This is a genomic window from Escherichia sp. E13S3, from assembly GCF_004212325.1.
Lineage (GTDB): Bacteria > Pseudomonadota > Gammaproteobacteria > Enterobacterales > Enterobacteriaceae > Escherichia.
Genome location: NZ_RHJR01000024.1, coordinates 137,080 through 156,138, shown reverse-complemented (window position 1 = coordinate 156,138; position 19,059 = coordinate 137,080). Strand labels below are relative to the sequence as shown.

Genomic DNA, 19,059 nt, shown 5'->3' with positions numbered 1-19,059 from the left:
TGGTATTTCGTGCCATGTAAAAAAGCCGCCTCGAAGGGCGGCTCTGCTTATTTCACGCAGCGGCTACACTGCGTGAGTTGTATCTGCTGGAAGAAGTCATTTCCTTTATCATCCACCAGGATAAACGCCGGGAAATCTTCCACTTCGATTTTCCAGATGGCTTCCATTCCCAGTTCCGGATATTCAACACATTCCAGACTCTTAATACTCCCCTGCGCCAGCACTGCCGCAGGCCCGCCGATACTGCCGAGATAGAAACCGCCATGTTTTTTACAGGCATCCGTCACCTGCTGGCTGCGGTTACCTTTCGCCAGCATGATCATGCTGCCGCCCTGCGCTTGCAGTTGATCGACGTAAGAATCCATACGTCCGGCAGTCGTTGGGCCAAGAGAACCGGAGGCATAACCTTCCGGCGTTTTGGCCGGACCCGCGTAGTAAATTGGATGATCTTTAATGTACTGTGGCAGCCCTTCACCGTTATCCATCCGCTCTTTCAGTTTGGCATGAGCGATATCACGACCGACGATAATCGTGCCGTTAAGCGATAAGCGTGTAGAAACGGGATACTGCGACAACTGTGCGAGGATCTCTTTCATTGGACGGTTAAGGTCAACGCGTACCGCTTCGCCTTCTCCCGCTTTACGCAGTTCTTCAGGGATGTATTTGCCAGGATTATGTTCCAGTTTTTCGATCCAGATCCCCTGACGGTTAATCTTCGCTTTGATATTACGGTCAGCAGAACAGGAGACGCCCATACCAATCGGGCAGGATGCGCCGTGGCGTGGCAGGCGAATCACGCGAATGTCATGGGCGAAATATTTCCCGCCAAACTGCGCGCCCAGCCCGAGATTTTGCGCTTCAATCAGCAATTCGTTTTCCAGTTCCACATCGCGGAACGCCTGACCGTGCTCGTTCCCTTCCGTTGGCAGTTCGTCATAGTATTTAGCGGAAGCCAGTTTCACCGTTTTAAGGTTAGTTTCCGCAGAAGTTCCGCCAATAACGAACGCAATATGATACGGAGGACACGCCGCCGTACCCAGTGTGCGCATTTTCTCAACCAGGTAATTTTTCAGTTTCCCCGGCGTCAGTAACGCTTTGGTTTCCTGATAGAGATACGTCTTGTTTGCCGAACCACCACCTTTGGCGATGCAGAGGAACTTGTACTCATCGCCATCAACGGTATAAAGATCGATCTGCGCTGGCAAGTTGGTGCCGGTATTCACCTCTTTATACATATCCAGCGGCGCGTTTTGCGAGTAGCGCAGATTATCTTCGATATAAGTGTTATAGACACCGCGCGCCAGCGCCGCTTCGTCGCCACCACCGGTCCATACACGCTGTCCTTTTTTACCAACGATAATCGCGGTGCCGGTGTCCTGGCAGGTTGGCAGAACGCCTTTTGCGGCGATATCGGAGTTTCGCAGGAATTGCAGTGCCACATACTTGTCGTTTTCGCTGGCTTCCGGGTCACGCAAAATATCGGCTACCTGCTGTTGATGGGCCGGACGCAGCATGAATGACGCATCATGAAACGCCTGACGCGCCAGAAGAGTTAACGCTTCTGGTGCAACTTTCAAAATCTCCTGCCCTTCAAATTCAGATACGCTGACATGTTCGCTGGTCAGCAGGTAGTACTCGGTATCATCTTTTTTGAGTGGGAAAGGAGCCTGATAATGAAAGGGTTTGTTTGACATTGTTCTCTCACTTACTGCCTGGTTTGGTTATGCTTTGGGCGAGTGTTCCATTGCCCTGTTAAAAGCGAGTTACATTATCCTACACACTTTTTTAACAAAAACTGAGACTAGTACGACTTTTTGCGGCTCCAGGTTACTTCCCGTAGGATTCTTGCTTTAATAGCGGGATTAATTTCCACATTTAAACAGGGATTGATCATGCAAAAACTCATTAACTCAGTGCAAAACTATGCCTGGGGCAGCAAAACGGCGTTGACTGAACTTTATGGCATGGAAAATCCGTCCAGCCAGCCGATGGCCGAGTTATGGATGGGCGCGCATCCAAAGAGCAGTTCACGTGTGTACGATGCCGCAGGAGATATCGTTTCACTGCGTGATGTGATTGAGAGTGATAAATCGACTCTTTTGGGAGATGCCGTTGCCAAACGCTTTGGCGAGTTGCCTTTCCTGTTCAAAGTATTATGCGCAGCCCAGCCACTCTCCATTCAGGTGCATCCAAACAAACGCAATTCTGAAATCGGTTTTGCCAAAGAAAATGCCGCCGGTATTCCGATGAATGCCGCCGAGCGTAACTATAAAGATCCTAATCACAAGCCTGAGCTGGTTTTCGCCCTGACCCCTTTCCTCGCGATGAACGCGTTTCGTGAGTTTTCCGACATTGTCTCCCTGCTTCAGCCCGTCGCGGGCGCACATCCGGCCATTGCTCACTTTTTGCAGCAGCCCAATGCCGAACGTTTAAGCGAACTGTTTGCCAGCCTGTTAAATATGCAGGGTGAAGAGAAATCCCGCGCGCTGGCGATTTTGAAATCGGCGCTCGACAGTCAGCAGGGCGAACCGTGGCAAACGATTCGTTTAATTTCTGAATTTTACCCGGATGACAGCGGTCTGTTCTCCCCGCTGTTGCTGAATGTCGTGAAATTGAATCCTGGCGAAGCGATGTTCCTGTTCGCTGAAACACCGCACGCTTACCTGCAAGGCGTGGCTCTGGAAGTGATGGCGAACTCCGATAACGTGCTGCGCGCGGGTCTGACGCCTAAATACATTGATATTCCAGAGCTGGTTGCCAACGTGAAGTTCGAAGCCAAACCGGCTAACCAATTGTTGACCCAGCCTGTGAAACAAGGTGCAGAACTGGACTTCCCGATTCCGGTGGATGATTTTGCCTTCTCGCTGCATGACCTTAGCGATCAAGAAACCACCATCAGCCAGCAGAGTGCCGCCATTTTGTTCTGCGTCGAGGGCGATGCAACGCTGTGTAAAGGTTCTCAGCAGTTACAGCTTAAACCGGGTGAATCAGCGTTTATTGCCGCCAACGAGTCACCGGTGACGGTCAAAGGCCACGGCCGTTTAGCCCGTGTTTACAACAAGCTGTAAGAGCTTACTGAAAAAATTAACATCTCTTGCTAAGCTTATTAAAGGCTTATAACACCTTCAGGCGGCCAGTCCGCCTGATTTTATTTTATGGATAATCATTATGAATAAATCGCTGGTAGCGGTAGGCGTCATTGTTGCGCTCGGCGTAGTCTGGACAGGCGGCGCATGGTACACAGGCAAGAAGATTGAAACCCATCTTGAAGACATGGTCGCGCAGGCAAACGCGCAACTCAAACTGACAGCTCCTGAATCCAACCTGGAAGTGAGTTATCAAAACTATCATCGCGGCGTATTCAGCAGCCAGTTGCAACTGGTGGTGAAACCCATTGCCGGGAAAGAAAATCCGTGGATTAAAAGCGGTCAGAGCGTCATCTTCAACGAATCGGTTGATCACGGTCCCTTCCCCCTTGCCCAGCTTAAAAAACTGAACCTGATTCCGTCGATGGCATCAATTCAAACCACGCTGGTCAATAACGAAGTAAGCAAACCACTGTTTGATATGGCAAAAGGTGAAACGCCTTTTGAGATTAACTCCCGCATTGGTTACAGCGGTGATTCCAGTTCCGATATTTCACTCAAGCCACTGAATTACGAGCAAAAGGATGAAAAGGTCGCCTTTAGCGGCGGCGAGTTCCAGTTAAATGCTGACAGAGACGGCAAAGCTATCTCCCTGTCAGGGGAAGCACAAAGCGGTCGGGTGGATGCGGTTAATGAGTATAACCAGAAAGTACAGTTGACCTTTAATAATATGAAAACTGACGGTTCCAGCACGCTGGCAAGTTTTGGTGAGCGCGTAGGAAACCAAAAACTGTCGCTGGAAAAAATGACCATTTCAGTGGAAGGCAAAGAACTGGCACTGCTGGAAGGCATGGAGATCAGCGGTAAATCGGATCTGGTCAATGACGGTAAAACGATCAATAGCCAACTGGATTACTCGCTAAATAGCCTGAAGGTTCAGAATCAGGATCTGGGCAGCGGCAAGCTGACCTTAAAAGTCGGCCAGATTGATGGCGAGGCCTGGCATCAGTTTAGCCAGCAATATAACGCGCAAACTCAGGCGCTGCTGGCACAGCCAGAAATTGCCAACAATCCCGAACTTTATCAGGAGAAAGTGACAGAAGTCTTCTTTAGCGCCCTGCCGCTGATGTTGAAAGGCGATCCAGTGATTACTATCGCGCCACTAAGCTGGAAAAACAGTCAGGGTGAAAGTGCGCTGAATCTGTCGCTGTTCCTGAAAGATCCGGCAACGACTAAAGAAGCGCCGCAAACGCTGGCACAGGAAGTGGACCGCTCGGTCAAATCTCTGGATGCGAAACTGACCATTCCGGTGGATATGGCAACTGAGCTGATGACTCAGGTAGCGAAGCTGGAAGGATATCAGGAAGATCAAGCGAAAAAACTGGCGAAACAGCAAGTTGAAGGTGCATCAGCAATGGGGCAGATGTTCCGTCTGACCACCTTGCAGGACAACACCATCACCACCAGCCTGCAATATGCTAACGGTCAGATCACGTTAAACGGACAGAAAATGTCGTTAGAAGATTTCGTTGGCATGTTTGCGATGCCAGCTCTTAACGTTCCGGCTGTACCGGCAATTCCGCAGCAGTAATTCACGACCAAAACGCCGGAGAATCTTCACTCCGGCGTATTCGTCTGATTACAAACCAGAGATTGCCTGATGCGCTACGCTTATCAGGCCTACCTTTTCCTGCAACATACTGAATTTATGAGCTTTTGTAGGCTGGATAAGGCGTTTACGCCGCATCCGGCATAAAAAACGCGCACTTTGTCAACAATCTGAAACGCCGGAGAATTTTCACTCCGGCGTTTTTTCTCACTTCAGCATAAAGTCATACTGAATGCTCATTTTCACATCCCAGTAATTCAGGCGATCGCCCAGCGCACTGCCATCGCGCTTTTCCCGCCCTTTATCGGCAGCAAGAAAGAAATTCATCCCTTGTAGCGGCCCTTCGCTAACCCGATAGTTCACGCCACCTAAGATACCCGCGCCTTCAATCCGCACGTCTCGTTTACTGGATTCATAGCCGCGGGTCACAATCGGTGCAAATGTCAGCGTAAATTGCGGGGTTAAACGATAATTGACGCCCAATTGCCAGGACTGCATTCCTTCGCGGTTACGATCAAGACTTAATGAAAAGGGATAGCCAATGTCGGTGTCCACCACGGCTCCATTCATCGCATGACGCAAATAACCGCCACTGCCAAATACGCTTCCCCACGGCGCGCTCCAGGTCAATTGTCCACTAACCAACGCCGTTTCATTGGGCTGGCTGGTATTACGACTTAGGCCTTCGAGTTGCGCATAAAAGCCGAGCAACTCCCCTTTCAACGAATAATTCGGGTCGAGTGGTATGCTTTTCTCGAGAATACTTTGTATCTGGTTGGAAACATCTTTCTGTACCGATGCTCCCAGAGAATAGCGACTGGTATCATCATGCCAACTGGCGGCTAAAAAAGAACGTGCGCGATGTTTATCGTATTTTCCCGTCTGGCTGTTATAAACCCCTTCATCACGAATACCGGTTGTTGAATCGGTCCATAAAAATACTCGTGAACGCCACATTCCCCACAATTCAATATTTGGCGTTAAAGCCCAGTAACCTAATGCTCCTTCGGAAACAGTCGGCAATGTCCGTTGCGAACTGCCAGCAATTACCGGAATACGATAAGGTAAGCTGCCATAACTATAATCTGTTCCGAAGCGACCTAATTTAAGCAGGCTATTTTCACTGGGTTTTATTTTTACTGCCCCCAGGGCAAAGCCAAAACTTTTATCACCATCAAGATACCAGCGGGTACTCATATCAGCACGAGCACCTAATTTATAAACATAATATGCCCCGCCTTCGACACCAATGATATTAGAATAATAGCCACTATTAAAATCAAGTAATCCTCCCTGTACCCACGCGTAAATGTCTCTTCCTGCGCCAGCACTAGGTTTGTCAGCCCTGCGTAATTCATTTTTCAGTCTGATGCGTAGTCCCGCTTCATCGTCAGCCAGTTGTGCAGCGTAAGCGGTGGTAAGGCCAGAGGCAGCCGTCAGGCAAATAACGGCCATGGCCACTATTTTTCTCATAGTTGCACCTTTGATGTTCTGATTATTTTTATGGGATATTAATTAGTGATATCGCTGATTAATTGCTGCTGCATTTGTTTGCGATTATCAATTTCAACTACGATTTCTTTGAATTTTTTATCCGTGAGCGGATAAAACCAGATTATTATAAATGCCAGTAGCATAAACCCGCAGGGTACTAAGGCAATTGATGTGCGGATCCCCATAATAACTTCCGGTGTTTGCACCTGATTGGCAATATATCCGCTTAATCCCAAAATAAAGGCGGGAATTGATCCTCCTATTGCCTGGCCGCATTTGCGCGTAAATGAGAATAGCGAATAGGTAAGTCCTTCAATCCGCACACCAGTCAGGTATTCACCATATTCTACGGTATCGGCTTCCAGCGCCCACATCACCGTCATGGTAACGCCCTGACCAATTGAGGCAATGGCTAACGCAACCAGTGCCACCGGCAGCGACCAGACGGATACCCAGAAGAACAGCAGGTAACCACAAGTCCCCAGCAGTGCGCCAATCAGGAAGGTATTCTTTTTACCGATCCTGGCGACCATCCCCGGCACCAGCGGTGCCGACGCCACTGTACCGACCAGGTTCTGTACCAGCACTAACACCGTGAACAATCCTGCATCATTCAAAACGTAGCGTACGTAAAATAACGATGAGGCACTGACCGCGAAGGTCGAGATCAGCACACACAGCGCCCCAATGCACAGCATAAACAGCGGGCGATTTCGTTTCAGCGTTTGCAGACTGATCTTCAACGAAGGCTGCGCCACAATACGCACCACATTTTCACGCGTCGATTTGAAGCAGATGAAGTAAAGCACCATTCCAGCAATCGCCAGCACAACCGTCCAGAAATGGTATACCGACACCATCTCCTCCGGGCTGGAGTTCTTAATGCTCGGTCCTATCAGAAATGCCAGGCAGACAAAGGTCAATGAAGCGGCAATCCCGCGAGCCGCGCCCAGACGGGCGCGGGATTGTGGTTGTTGGGTCATCGCGGTAGCAAGTGAACCATAAGGAATATTCACCAGGCTGTAGCAAAGCCCGAGGCCCATGTAGGTCAAATATGCATACACCACTTTGCTGCTATGGCTCCAGTCGGTCGGCACCCAGAATACCAGCACGCTGAAGATCATTAACGGCGCAGTACCGAAGAGTAAAAACGGGCGGAATTTTCCCCAGCGGGTATTCACACTGTCCACCACTCGTCCGGCGAGGACGTCGGCGAAGGCATCAAATACCCGCACCAGTAACAGCATAGTGCCCGCCGCAGCGGCACCGACGCCTGCGACGTCGGTGTAGTAACTCAACAAGAAGAGCGCCCCCATTGCGAAGGCGAAGTTATTGGCGACGTCACCGAGGCTGTAGCCGACGATGGTGCGCCAGGAGAGTTGTTGATTCATTGTTTGCCTCCCTGCTGCGGTTTTTCACCGAAGTTCATGCCAGTCCAGCGTTTTTGCAGCAGGAAAGCCGCCGATTTCGGTTTGCGGTCGCGAGTGAAGATCCCTTTCTTGTTGCCGCCAACGCGCATAATGCCCTGCGAGGTCGCAAAATCAGCAAAGTTCCATACCTGTTCACCGACGACGGCGCTAACGCGATCAAAGACGCGGTGATACATATCCAGCCATGCACACTGATACTCTTCACTCCACATGTCGGTGTACATCGAGTGCAGACCCGCTAACGTATCTACGCCGTATTCGGTGATGATAATCGGCTGATGCAGTTTCTCTTGCCAGGCAAGCAGTTCTTTTTCCAGTACCTTCTCTGCCGTTTCCAAATCGCCGCTTTGGACATACCAACCGTAATAACGATTCAGGCACAGCACATCAAAGAGATCGCTGATGGTATCGGTGTGAGCGTCGCAGAACATTACATTGACGCAGGTGATCGGTCGCGTCGGGTCGAGTTTACGCGTTGCTTCCGCCAGTGGTGCGAAATATTCCCGTGCACCTTGCGGACGGGTATCCGGTTCGTTGGCAATACTCCACATCACCACGCTGGGGTGGTTTTTGTCACGCGCAATCAGCTCTTTAATCGCCTGTAAGTGCGCCTGCTGGGTTTCCCCGTTGACTGCCTCTTCGCTGTAGAGTTCTTTTGGCTTGTTACCCGCTTCAAATCCAATGCCTAAAGAGAGGTTAAAGCCGACGGCAGCAGTTTCATCAATCACCACGATGCCATTTTCATCAGCCCAGTCGAGCATCTCTTCAGCGTAAGGGTAATGCGAGGTACGGTAAGAGTTGGCACCAATCCAGTCCATCAATGCGTGATCGTGCACCATCAGCACGTTATCGAATCCTTTACCGCGTAAATCCGCATCTTCATGACGACCAAAACCAGTGAAGTAGAACGGTTTGTGGTTGATCAGGAACTGTTCACCCTTCACTGCCACTGACCGGATGCCGACGCGCAGCGGGTAGATATCACACTCTGTCTGGCTTTTGGCTGTGACGCACAGTTCATAGAGATAACCTTCACCCGGTTGCCAGAGGTGCGGATTCACCACTTGCAAAGTCCCGCTAGTACCTTGTCCAGTTGCAACAACCTGTTGATCTGCATCACGCAGTTCAACGCTGACATCACCATTTGCCATCACCTGCCAGTCAATAGACGCGTGGTTACAGTCTTGCGCTACATGCGTCACCACGGTGATATCGCCCACCCAGGTGTTCGGTGTGCTGTAGAGCATTACGCTGCGATGGATCCCGGCGTAGTTAAAGAAATCATGGAAGTAAGACTGCTTTTTCTTGCCGTTTTCGTCGGTAATCACCATTCCCGGCGGGATAGTCTGCCAGTTCAGTTCGTTGTTCACACAAACGGTAATACGTACACTTTTCCCGGCAATAACATACGGCGTGACATCGGCTTCAAACGGCGTATAGCCGCCCTGATGCTCCATCACTTCCTGATTATTTACCCACACTTTGCCGTAATGAGTGACCGCATCGAAACGCAGGACGATACGCTGGCCCGTCCAACCTTTCGGTATAAAGACTTCGCGCTGATACCAGACGTTGCCCACATAATTACGAATATCTGCATCGGCGAACTGATCGTTAAAACTGCCCGGCACAGCAATTGCCCGGCTTTCTTGTAACGCGCTTTCCCACCAACGCTGAGAGATTCCACAGTTTTCCCGATCCAGGCTGAATGCCCACAGGCCGTCGAGTTTTTTGATTTCACGAGTTGGGGTTTCTACAGGACGTAACATAAGGGACTCCTCATTAAGATAAAAATACTGGTCAACCTTTAATCTGATTAGTTAACCAATTCTGTGTTGAACACAGTTATCTGTGAGAAACCCATGGAAGAGAAATGGAAATAAAAAGAACTGACACCGCGATCAAAAAACCAAAAACTGCAATACCCACAGCGTGATATGGATCGCATTAATCTTTAAAACAGCGTTGACAGAAGACACAAAATAAGCAATCGAACGCTCGTTCGACTGCTTGTAAAGCGATAAATTCCCATGACATATGGTTTCGGCGAATGTTTTAGTGGGATTTTTCGACCAGGGGAGAACGTTTTTTGTTCAGCCGTGTTGAGACATTGAACGCGGGCACTCTCTTCACCGGCCCGCGGAAAATGAGGTTCAGGATGCGGTCAAGATACCGCCAATCATCGCGCGCAGCCCCTGGGCAAATAACGCTTCTCGCGCCAGGTCTTCCGCTTCGATATCGGCCAGCACGCCATAGGTCAGATCCAGCAGTAAACGAGAGGTCATTGCCGTGTTAATGTCAGGGCTTATCTCGCCTTTTTGCTGGGCATCCCTCATGCGCTGGGCAATAAAATCCGTGATGGTCAGATGTTTATTCTTAAGCATGGTGGCAACCTGTGGATTGCGCATTCCTTCTGCCATAATTTCGACCACCAGCGCTCGTTGTCCAAAGGCTTCATGGGTGAGAGAGACTATCGACTCGACCATATAGTCAACGAAATGGATCCCTTCAATCGGTTCCCGGAAGCGGGCCAACGCCCTCTCCTGGTCCTGGAGAATAATCGCCTGAATCAAGGCTTCTTTCGAAATGAAGTGGTGATAAAGCGTCCCGGGACTGATAGCGCAGGATTTACAGATGGCTTTCATTGAGGCACTGTGAAATCCATTTTCTGAAAAAATCTCTCTGGCAGCATTGAGGATCCGGGTCCGTGTCGGTTGTGCTTCAGTTTGCATGTTATCCATCGTTAAACCAATATAGTTAGCATGAATAACTAGTTTACCGCGTTGTCCGGTGAGCGCCTATCATTGCAGTTGAATTGTGCGAAGGTACACCCGTTTCGTTTACTATTTGCACGATAATTGGTCAACCAGCAGGTGGAATTTGGCTACCAGTTATCTGGCGGAGGTTTTCCCTACTCTACAAGCGGTGTCGGTAAACAACACTCACTCGGTTGTTTACCGACCTGTTAGCGTATTAATTCAGTTCCTGTACCCCACCGCCGGAGACGGTGAGTATTTGTCCGCTTATCCAGCTGGCAGCTGGTGAACAGAGGAATAGCGCCGCGTTGGCAATATCTTGCGGCTGGCCCAGACGCCTGATTGGCGTGTGCTGCAACATTTTCTGTTCAATTTCTGGTGTAATAACGGATTTCAGGGCATCAGTTAATATTGCCCCAGGCGCTATGCCATTCACCCGAATATTTTTTTCACCCAGGTCAAACGCCATATTCCTGACCAGATGGCTGGCCGCAGCTTTAGATGACGCATAGGAGGTCATGTTCTTATTTTTATTTTCTGCCGCCATAGATGTGATGGTCAAAATAACGCCTCCGCCATTTTTTTCCATTTCAGGCGCTATGAGTTGTGACAGATGAAAAAAAGAAAACACATTCAGCTCATAAGCGCGGCGGAAATCCGCCATTGGCATATCAAACGGTTTAGGACCACCACCACCAGCATTGTTAACCAGAATATCAACTTTGCCCAGCTTACTGATGGCAAAGCCTGCCAGAGCAGATAACTCCTGTTCGGAAGTAATATCACAGCGCCAGGCAAATGCCTGCCCACCCAACTGTTGAATTTCATCTACAACATGATTAGCTGCATCGGCGTTAATATCACTGACCACCACAGATGCGCCAGCTGTCGCGAATGTAATGGCGATTTCTTTACCAATACCTGCACCCGCACCTGTGATGATGGCGCATTTTCCGTCGAGTCTCAGGTTGTCAGAATTAAACACATAAACCTCCTGTGAACTTCAGTAAAAATAAAAGGCACCGCCTGTGTGCCACATTTTTTATCATTAACTTTGAGGAAAGGACACTACCAGGTATAGCAGATAAAGAGAGGATTATTTCGCCGCAATGAGCCGGGCAGGAATAATAAGATTACGTGAATGCGTCTCTTCATGAGTGATTTTTTGCATCATGCGATCCGCAAGTGTCGTACCAAGTTCCCGCGCAGGCGTGCTGGCCCAGGTAACGGGTATATCATCAAGTGCAGTTGGCGTCGCATCGGTAAATGCCGCCAGTGAAACCTGTTGTTCAAAGTAACGATCGACGCCACTTTCCCCGCTTTGCCGCCCTGCTTTCAGCAAACCAAACCATGCCCCCATTGCAATAGTTTCGTTGTAACAAACCACGGCGCTGATGGTCGGGTTATGGCGCAAAAGCGCCGTAATGGCTTCCGCAGCTTGCTTCTGACTCGAGGCACACTCCAGTACCCAATCACTGTGAAACGGCAGGCTGAATTTTAATAGTGTCGCGCAATAACCACCCACTCGTTCCGCACGGGTTAAAGAGGAACTTTGCCCTCCCAGCCAGGCAATACGCTGGTGTCCATTGCGAATGAGATGCTCCGTCAATAACTGCGCTGCCTGCATGTTATCCGGGCGAACAGTATCAACATCATCAAGATAACTGGCTCGTGAAGCGAAAATCACCGGGATACCTTTTTCTTCTGCCATGCGCCGCAGGTCATCACTGCTCCCTGCCGCACCGGCAATGACGACGCCATCGACGCCCTGGTTCAGTAGCAGTGAAAAGCGCTGGGTCAGTTGCTCACCGTCTTTACCGCCGTGGAGCAAAAAAACCATTCGCCCCTGCGCTTCCAGTGCCTCCGTCAGCCCGGCTGTTAATTCAGCGTAAAACGGCGCAGACAAGTCACGCACAATTAAGCCAACCACACCACTCTGCCCGCCGCGTAGTGCCGACGCCTGGCGATTGCGCACAAACCCCAGTTCTTCAATGGCGGCGTTAACACGTTCTCCTGTGGCGGTAGAGATTCGCCCTTTGCCACTAAGCACCAGCGAAACGGTACTGACCGACACGCCCGCAGCGAGCGCAACATCATGAATGGTGATTTTTTTGGCGGTAGCCATGCAGATGACCTACTCCCTGATTATGTGACAGATAAAACGTTTTACCTTTTATTTATCTTATACCCGCTATTATCGTTGCGTAATGTGATTTATGCCTCACTAAAATTTGATAAAACGTTTTATCTTCTCGCGCAATTTATTGAATCCAGATTGTTCTCTACGAGGAGTCGTTTTATGACGGCGAAAGCAGCACCGAAAGTCACGCTGTGGGAATTCTTCCAGCAGTTAGGCAAAACCTTTATGTTACCTGTCGCATTACTGTCGTTCTGCGGCATTATGTTAGGGATTGGCAGTTCCCTTAGTAGCCACGATGTCATCACACTGATCCCGGCATTGGGTAACCCTGTGTTGCAGGCCATCTTTACCTGGATGAGCAAGGTTGGTTCGTTCGCGTTTAGTTTCCTGCCAGTGATGTTCTGTATCGCCATCCCGCTGGGTCTGGCGCGCGAAAACAAAGGCGTCGCGGCGTTCGCTGGTTTTGTTGGTTACGCAGTGATGAACCTGGCGGTGAACTTCTGGTTGACCAATAAAGGCATTCTGCCGACCACCGATGCTGCCGTGCTGAAAGCCAATAATATCCAGAGCATTCTTGGGATCCAGTCGATCGACACCGGGATCCTCGGTGCGGTGATCGCCGGTATTATCGTCTGGATGTTACATGAACGTTTCCATAATATCCGCCTGCCAGATGCGCTGGCGTTCTTCGGCGGTACGCGCTTCGTGCCAATCATCTCCTCGCTGGTGATGGGCCTTGTCGGTCTGGTGATTCCATTGGTCTGGCCGATCTTCGCCATGGGCATTAGCGGATTAGGCCATATGATTAACAGCGCGGGTGATTTCGGACCTATGCTGTTTGGTACGGGTGAGCGTCTGCTGTTACCATTTGGTCTGCATCACATTCTGGTGGCATTAATTCGCTTTACCGACGCAGGCGGCACGCAGGAAGTCTGCGGTCAAACCGTCAGCGGCGCACTAACCATCTTCCAGGCGCAATTGAGTTGCCCGACCACTCACGGTTTCTCTGAAAGCGCCACGCGCTTCCTCTCGCAGGGCAAAATGCCTGCATTCCTCGGCGGTCTGCCAGGTGCAGCGTTAGCGATGTATCACTGTGCGCGCCCGGAAAATCGCCATAAAATTAAAGGCCTGCTGATTTCTGGCCTGATCGCCTGTGTCGTTGGCGGCACTACCGAACCGCTGGAATTCCTGTTCCTGTTCGTAGCGCCAGTTCTGTACGTCATCCACGCGCTGTTAACCGGCCTCGGCTTCACCGTCATGTCTGTGCTCGGTGTCACCATCGGTAATACCGACGGCAATATCATCGACTTTGTGGTGTTCGGTATTCTGCATGGCCTGTCAACCAAGTGGTACATGGTGCCAGTGGTGGCGGCAATCTGGTTTGTTGTTTACTACGTCATCTTCCGTTTCGCTATTACCCGCTTCAATTTGAAAACCCCTGGCCGCGATAGCGAAATTGCCAGCTCAATCGAAAAAGCCGTTGCCGGTACGCCGGGTAAATCAGGTTACAACGTTCCGGCAATCCTCGAAGCCTTAGGCGGTGCCGACAATATTGTCAGCCTCGATAACTGCATTACTCGTCTGCGTTTGTCAGTGAAAGATATGTCCCTTGTTAATGTGCAGGCACTGAAGGACAATCGGGCAATTGGCGTAGTACAACTTAATCAACATAACCTGCAGGTTGTTATCGGGCCGCAAGTTCAGTCAGTCAAAGATGAAATGGACGGTCTGATGCGTACTGTTCAGGCATAAGGATAAGATATGTTCGATTTTTCGAAGGTCGTGGATCGTCATGGCACATGGTGCACTCAGTGGGATTATGTCGCTGACCGTTTCGGCACTGCTGACCTGTTACCGTTCACGATTTCAGACATGGATTTTGCCACCGCTCCCTGCATTATCGAGGCGCTGAACCAGCGCCTGATGCACGGCGTGTTTGGCTACAGTCGCTGGAAAAACGATGAATTTCTCGCGGCTATCGCCCACTGGTTTTCCACACAGCATTACACCGCCATTGATACGCAGTCGGTGGTATATGGCCCTTCCGTTATCTATATGGTGTCGGAACTGATTCGTCAGTGGTCCGCTGTCGGTGAAGGTGTGGTGATCCATACCCCGGCCTACGACGCATTTTACAAAGCCATTGAAGGTAATCAGCGCACCGTGATGCCCGTTGCTTTAGAGAAGCAGGTTGATGGCTGGTTTTGCGATATGGGCAAACTGGAAGCCGTGTTGGCGAAACCGGAGTGTAAAATTATGCTCCTGTGTAGCCCTCAGAATCCTACCGGTAAAGTCTGGTCTTGCGATGAACTGGAAACAATGGCTGACCTGTGCGAACGCTATGGTGTGCGCGTTATCTCCGATGAAATCCATATGGATATGGTATGGGGTGAGCAACCGCATATTCCCTGGAGCAATGTAGCTCGCGGCGACTGGGCGCTACTAACTTCTGGTTCGAAAAGTTTCAATATTCCGGCTCTGACCGGGGCTTACGGGATTATTGAAAATAACGACAGCCGTGAAGCGTATTTATCGGCCCTGAAAAGCCGTGATGGGCTTTCCTCCCCTGCGGTACTGGCGTTAACCGCCCATATCGCCGCCTATCAGCAAGGCGCGCCATGGCTTGATGCCTTACGCGTCTATCTGAAAGATAACCTGACGTATATCGCAGAGACGATGAACGCCGCGTTCCCTGAACTCAACTGGCAGATTCCCCAATCCACTTATCTCGCATGGCTTGATTTACGTCCGTTGAACATTGATGACAACGCGTTGCAAAAAGCCCTGATTGAACAAGAAAAAGTCGCAATCATGCCGGGATATACCTACGGTGAAGAAGGCCGTGGCTTTGTTCGGCTCAATGCCGGATGCCCACGTTCTAAACTGGAAAAAGGTGTCGCTGGATTAATTAACGCCATCCGAGCTGTACGCTAATTGCGATTGCGCAACGCAAATAATCGTTGCGCAATCGTAGATTTTTACCCTGCTTTGTTTTTATAATGGTGCGCACTTTTATATCCAGAAAAAGAGTGCGACCATGATTGATACCACCCTGCCATTAACTGATATCCATCGCCACCTTGATGGCAACATTCGTCCCCAGACCATCCTTGAACTTGGCCGCCAGTATAATATCTCGCTACCTGCACAATCCCTGGAAACGCTAATTCCACACGTTCAGGTCATTGCCAACGAACCCGATCTGGTGAGTTTTCTGACTAAGCTTGACTGGGGCGTTAAAGTTCTCGCCTCGCTCGACGCATGCCGTCGCGTGGCGTTTGAAAATATTGAAGATGCTGCCCGAAACGGTCTGCACTATGTCGAACTGCGTTTTTCGCCAGGTTATATGGCAATGACGCATCAGTTGCCTGTTGCGGGCGTTGTCGAAGCCGTTATTGACGGCGTACGTGAAGGTTGCCGCACCTTTGGTGTGCAGGCGAAACTTATCGGCATTATGAGCCGGACCTTTGGCGAAGCTGCCTGCCAGCAAGAGCTGGAGTCATTTTTAGCCCACCGTGATCAGATTACCGCACTGGATTTAGCCGGTGATGAACTTGGTTTTCCTGGGAGTTTGTTCCTCTCTCACTTCAACCACGCGCGTGATGCAGGCTGGCATATTACCGTCCACGCAGGCGAAGCTGCCGGGGCAGAAAGTATCTGGCAAGCCATTCGTGAACTGGGAGCTGAACGCATTGGGCACGGCGTAAAAGCCATTGAAGACCGGGCGCTGATGGATTTCCTCGCCGAGCAACAAATTGGCATAGAATCCTGCCTGACCTCCAATATTCAGACCAGTACCGTGGCATCTCTGGCGGCACATCCGCTGAAAACTTTCCTTGAGCATGGTATCTGCGCCAGTATTAACACCGACGACCCGGGTGTTCAGGGCGTCGATATCATTCACGAATATACCGTTGCCGCGCCCGCTGCAGGTTTATCTCGCGAGCAAATCCGCCAGGCGCAGATTAATGGTCTGGAAATGGCTTTCCTCAGCGCAGAGGAAAAACGCGCACTGCGAGAAAAAGTCGCAGCGAAGTAACAAAAATGGATGGTGCTAATTGCACCATCCCCTTTTCAAGCAAGGCACAAAGTCGAGCGATGTTTGGCGGATTCGATGCCCAGCTCAATCAACTCCATTACCTGAATGGCCTGACTTGCTGGCACCGGGTTTTCACCGTCGCCATTCAACGCATCACGAATGGCAGCATAGTAAGCCGGATAATTCCCCGGCACGGTCAACAGCGTTTCTTCAACACGTTCCTCGCCTTCAACGCGGGTTAGTACACCGTCACGCATATCGTAGCCCCAGTCTTCCTGCGGTAGACGCTCACCATTTTTCAACCGCTCTTCCTGCGGATCGAGACCGTATTTAACATAGCTGCCACGAGAGCCATGCACGATATAACGCGCTGACTCAGCTGCCGCCAACATGGTGCCGTGTAAAATGACCCGCCGCTGTGGGTAGGACAAAATGGCGTGGAAATAATCAGTCGACTGCGCCCCCGGGCGCAACTGTGCTAAATCCACCGTCATACTGACGGGTAAGCCAAAAAGCGTAATAGCTTGATCGAGCAAATGCGGTGCCAAATCATACCAGATACCGCTGCCAGGGCCGCCCTGTTCACGCCAGCGATCGCGCACCTGCGGCCGGAAGCGGTCAAAATGAGACTCAAAGTACGCAACTTCACCCAGCGAGCCTTCTGCGAGCAAACCTTTTAGTGTCAAAAAATCGCTATCCCAGCGACGATTATGAAACACCGACAATACGCGACCCAGACTTTTTGCTAACGCATCCAGTTCTCGAGCTTGTGACAGTGTCACGGTAAAAGGCTTGTCGACGACCACATGTTTACCCGCTTCAAGCGCCGCTTTGGCTAACGGGAAATGGGTATCATTTGGTGTGGGAATGACAATCAAGTCTATGTTGGGATCATTAAAAAGATGCTTTGGTTCAGAGACAACCGTCACTGTTGGCCAGTCGGCTTTTACTTTTGTTTCGTCACTGCTGGAAATTACTGCCAGTTCTAGTCCGGGCGTGCCCGCTATCAGGGGCGCATGGAAGGTTTTGCTCGCATAACCATACCCAATCAACCCAACACGGATGTTGTCGCTCATGTCATTGCCTCTCAGAGAAGTACGATCGCTATTTGACACTATCCTTTACCCTCTCTCAACAGTTTAATAACCTGCCCGCAATAAGGGATGTTATTTAACTTAAGTCAAAGAAATGGCGAATTTTCTAATGATAAAAGCTAAATATCGCAAAAACCTCAGCAAAAATCTTGCTGGGGCAATTATTGCTAAGTAACATTTACCCCCTGAAGTTAATGGATCACTCAACATAGATGTGGGCAGTAATGAATCGTCTTATTGAATTAACAGGTTGGATCGTTCTTGTCGTTTCTGTCATTCTCCTTGGCGTGGCGAGTCACATTGACAACTACCAGCCGCCAGAACAGAGTACAACAGTACAACATAAGTAATACCTGCACTTGCAAACCAGCATGCAGCCCGTCCGGATGCATGTTTTAACTTGTCGGGTATTAAACCAGGAATTTATTATCTTGTGGTGTGTTGTCGGCGATTGGCAGGGATAGTAAAGCGCGTTACTCTTTTCATGACAGTATTTTATCCCTGAATATTTACCATCAGCACATTCTTATTATTGTTATTACATAAGCGTTCACTTTTGGTGAAGTTTTATCATTACATATAATACCTACCACTTTGGTATTAATTATTTTATGGGCCTTTTATGACTGTTCAGGACTACTTATTAAAATTTCGCAAAATCAGTTCACTCGAAAGCCTGGAAAAACTCTACGATCATCTTAATTATACACTGACCGACGATCAGGACCTTATCAACATGTATCGCGCCGCCGATCACCGCCGCGCAGAGCTGGTGTCTGGCGGGCGTTTGTTTGACCTGGGCCAGGTGCCGAAGTCCGTCTGGCATTATGTCCAATAAAGAAAGTAGCGATTGATAATAAAAACCTTATAATAACGCCCCTAAAATTAGATTTGCCTGTTTGCTGTCGCTATTCTGGAGAACCTATGACCACCACAACGCCACAACGTATTGGAGGCTGGTTGCTTGGCCCTTTGGCCTGGCTGTTAGTCGCTCTATTGAGTACGACGCTGACGCTGTTACTGTATACCGCAGCGTTATCTTCTCCTCAAACATATAAAACGATCGGCGAACAAGCACTGACAACGCAAATCTTATGGGGCGTTTCTTTTATTACCGCCATCGCCATGTGGTATTACACTTTGTGGTTGACCATCGCTTTCTTTAAACGTCGGCGTTGTGTTCCTAAACACTATATTATCTGGCTACTGATCTCCGTATTACTGGCTGTTAAAACCTTCGCTTTTTCGCCAGTAGCAGATGGCGTAGCCGTGCGCCAGTTGTTGTTCACTTTGCTGGCAACCGCATTGATAGTCCCCTATTTCAAACGCTCGTTGCGGGTCAAAGCGACGTTTGTGAATCCGTAATAACCTTACAGTTAACCTGTTGTCGCCTGCTCTGGATTAACGGATA

The 19,059-nt window shown here is 49.9% G+C and carries 16 protein-coding genes; 8 read left to right on the top strand and 8 right to left on the bottom strand.

All coding sequences use genetic code 11. The annotated features are described in order from the left end of the window. Window positions 1-47: 47 nt before the first annotated feature. Window positions 48-1,694, bottom strand: a complete 1,647-nt coding sequence (fumB, locus tag D9597_RS22245) for a class I fumarate hydratase (RefSeq protein ID WP_130224768.1) — start codon at window positions 1,692-1,694, stop codon at window positions 48-50. Window positions 1,695-1,892: 198 nt separating this feature from the next. Between fumB and manA the strand changes: the two genes are divergently transcribed. Together manA and D9597_RS22235 are read left to right on the top strand one after the other, a co-directional pair. Further along, on the top strand, window positions 1,893-3,068 hold the full coding sequence (gene manA / locus D9597_RS22240) for a mannose-6-phosphate isomerase (RefSeq protein ID WP_130224766.1): 1,176 nt from the start codon (window positions 1,893-1,895) through the stop codon (window positions 3,066-3,068). Between the two features lie 100 nt (window positions 3,069-3,168). Continuing rightward, complete coding sequence (locus tag D9597_RS22235) at window positions 3,169-4,677, top strand: YdgA family protein (RefSeq protein WP_130224764.1); 1,509 nt, start codon at window positions 3,169-3,171, stop codon at window positions 4,675-4,677. A gap of 225 nt (window positions 4,678-4,902) precedes the next feature. Here D9597_RS22235 and uidC read toward each other — a convergent pair whose 3' ends face one another. The 6 genes from uidC to malI form a co-directional block, all read right to left on the bottom strand. Further along, window positions 4,903-6,168: a glucuronide uptake porin UidC gene (gene uidC / locus D9597_RS22230; protein WP_130224762.1), complete on the bottom strand. Its 1,266-nt coding sequence runs from the start codon at window positions 6,166-6,168 to the stop codon at window positions 4,903-4,905. A 38-nt stretch (window positions 6,169-6,206) separates the two neighbouring features. Further along, window positions 6,207-7,580 (bottom strand): glucuronide transporter, encoded by a 1,374-nt coding sequence (gene uidB, locus D9597_RS22225; RefSeq protein ID WP_130219039.1) that lies wholly within the window; start codon window positions 7,578-7,580, stop codon window positions 6,207-6,209. Continuing rightward, window positions 7,577-9,388 (bottom strand): beta-glucuronidase, encoded by a 1,812-nt coding sequence (gene uidA / locus D9597_RS22220; protein WP_130224760.1) that lies wholly within the window; start codon window positions 9,386-9,388, stop codon window positions 7,577-7,579. The genes uidB and uidA overlap by 4 nt, the downstream gene beginning before the upstream one ends. Before the next feature lie 384 nt (window positions 9,389-9,772). Continuing rightward, window positions 9,773-10,360 (bottom strand): DNA-binding transcriptional regulator UidR, encoded by a 588-nt coding sequence (gene uidR / locus D9597_RS22215; RefSeq protein WP_130224758.1) that lies wholly within the window; start codon window positions 10,358-10,360, stop codon window positions 9,773-9,775. A gap of 232 nt (window positions 10,361-10,592) precedes the next feature. Beyond that, a complete protein-coding gene (gene hdhA / locus D9597_RS22210; protein ID WP_130219035.1) occupies window positions 10,593-11,360 on the bottom strand; it encodes a 7-alpha-hydroxysteroid dehydrogenase in 768 nt (255 codons plus the stop codon). Window positions 11,361-11,471: 111 nt separating this feature from the next. Next, the gene (gene malI, locus D9597_RS22205; RefSeq protein ID WP_130219033.1) at window positions 11,472-12,500 is read right to left on the bottom strand and encodes a mal regulon transcriptional regulator MalI; all 1,029 of its coding nucleotides are present in this window, start codon (window positions 12,498-12,500) and stop codon (window positions 11,472-11,474) included. Window positions 12,501-12,674: 174 nt separating this feature from the next. Between malI and malX the strand changes: the two genes are divergently transcribed. The 3 genes from malX to add all read left to right on the top strand — a co-directional run bounded on the left by malX (window position 12,675) and on the right by add (window position 16,554). Continuing rightward, window positions 12,675-14,267 carry a PTS maltose transporter subunit IICB gene (gene malX, locus D9597_RS22200; protein WP_130224756.1) on the top strand — a complete coding sequence of 531 codons (1,593 nt, stop codon included), beginning with the start codon at window positions 12,675-12,677 and terminating at the stop codon, window positions 14,265-14,267. A gap of 9 nt (window positions 14,268-14,276) precedes the next feature. Beyond that, entirely contained in the window at window positions 14,277-15,449 is a 1,173-nt protein-coding gene (gene malY, locus D9597_RS22195) for a bifunctional maltose regulon transcriptional repressor/cystathionine beta-lyase MalY (protein ID WP_130224754.1), read from the top strand. Between the two features lie 103 nt (window positions 15,450-15,552). Beyond that, the gene (gene add, locus D9597_RS22190; protein WP_130224752.1) at window positions 15,553-16,554 is read left to right on the top strand and encodes an adenosine deaminase; all 1,002 of its coding nucleotides are present in this window, start codon (window positions 15,553-15,555) and stop codon (window positions 16,552-16,554) included. Between the two features lie 35 nt (window positions 16,555-16,589). Here add and D9597_RS22185 read toward each other — a convergent pair whose 3' ends face one another. Continuing rightward, window positions 16,590-17,630 (bottom strand): oxidoreductase, encoded by a 1,041-nt coding sequence (locus tag D9597_RS22185; protein ID WP_064530016.1) that lies wholly within the window; start codon window positions 17,628-17,630, stop codon window positions 16,590-16,592. Window positions 17,631-17,872: 242 nt separating this feature from the next. Between D9597_RS22185 and blr the strand changes: the two genes are divergently transcribed. The 3 genes from blr to D9597_RS22170 all read left to right on the top strand — a co-directional run bounded on the left by blr (window position 17,873) and on the right by D9597_RS22170 (window position 19,013). After that, a complete protein-coding gene (gene blr, locus D9597_RS22180) occupies window positions 17,873-17,998 on the top strand; it encodes a division septum protein Blr (protein ID WP_001296096.1) in 126 nt (41 codons plus the stop codon). A gap of 272 nt (window positions 17,999-18,270) precedes the next feature. Continuing rightward, window positions 18,271-18,486, top strand: coding sequence for a transcription modulator YdgT (gene ydgT / locus D9597_RS22175; RefSeq protein ID WP_064530017.1), 216 nt, complete (start codon window positions 18,271-18,273; stop codon window positions 18,484-18,486). A gap of 86 nt (window positions 18,487-18,572) precedes the next feature. Then, window positions 18,573-19,013, top strand: coding sequence for a DUF2569 domain-containing protein (locus D9597_RS22170; RefSeq protein ID WP_130209359.1), 441 nt, complete (start codon window positions 18,573-18,575; stop codon window positions 19,011-19,013). Window positions 19,014-19,059: the final 46 nt, after the last annotated feature.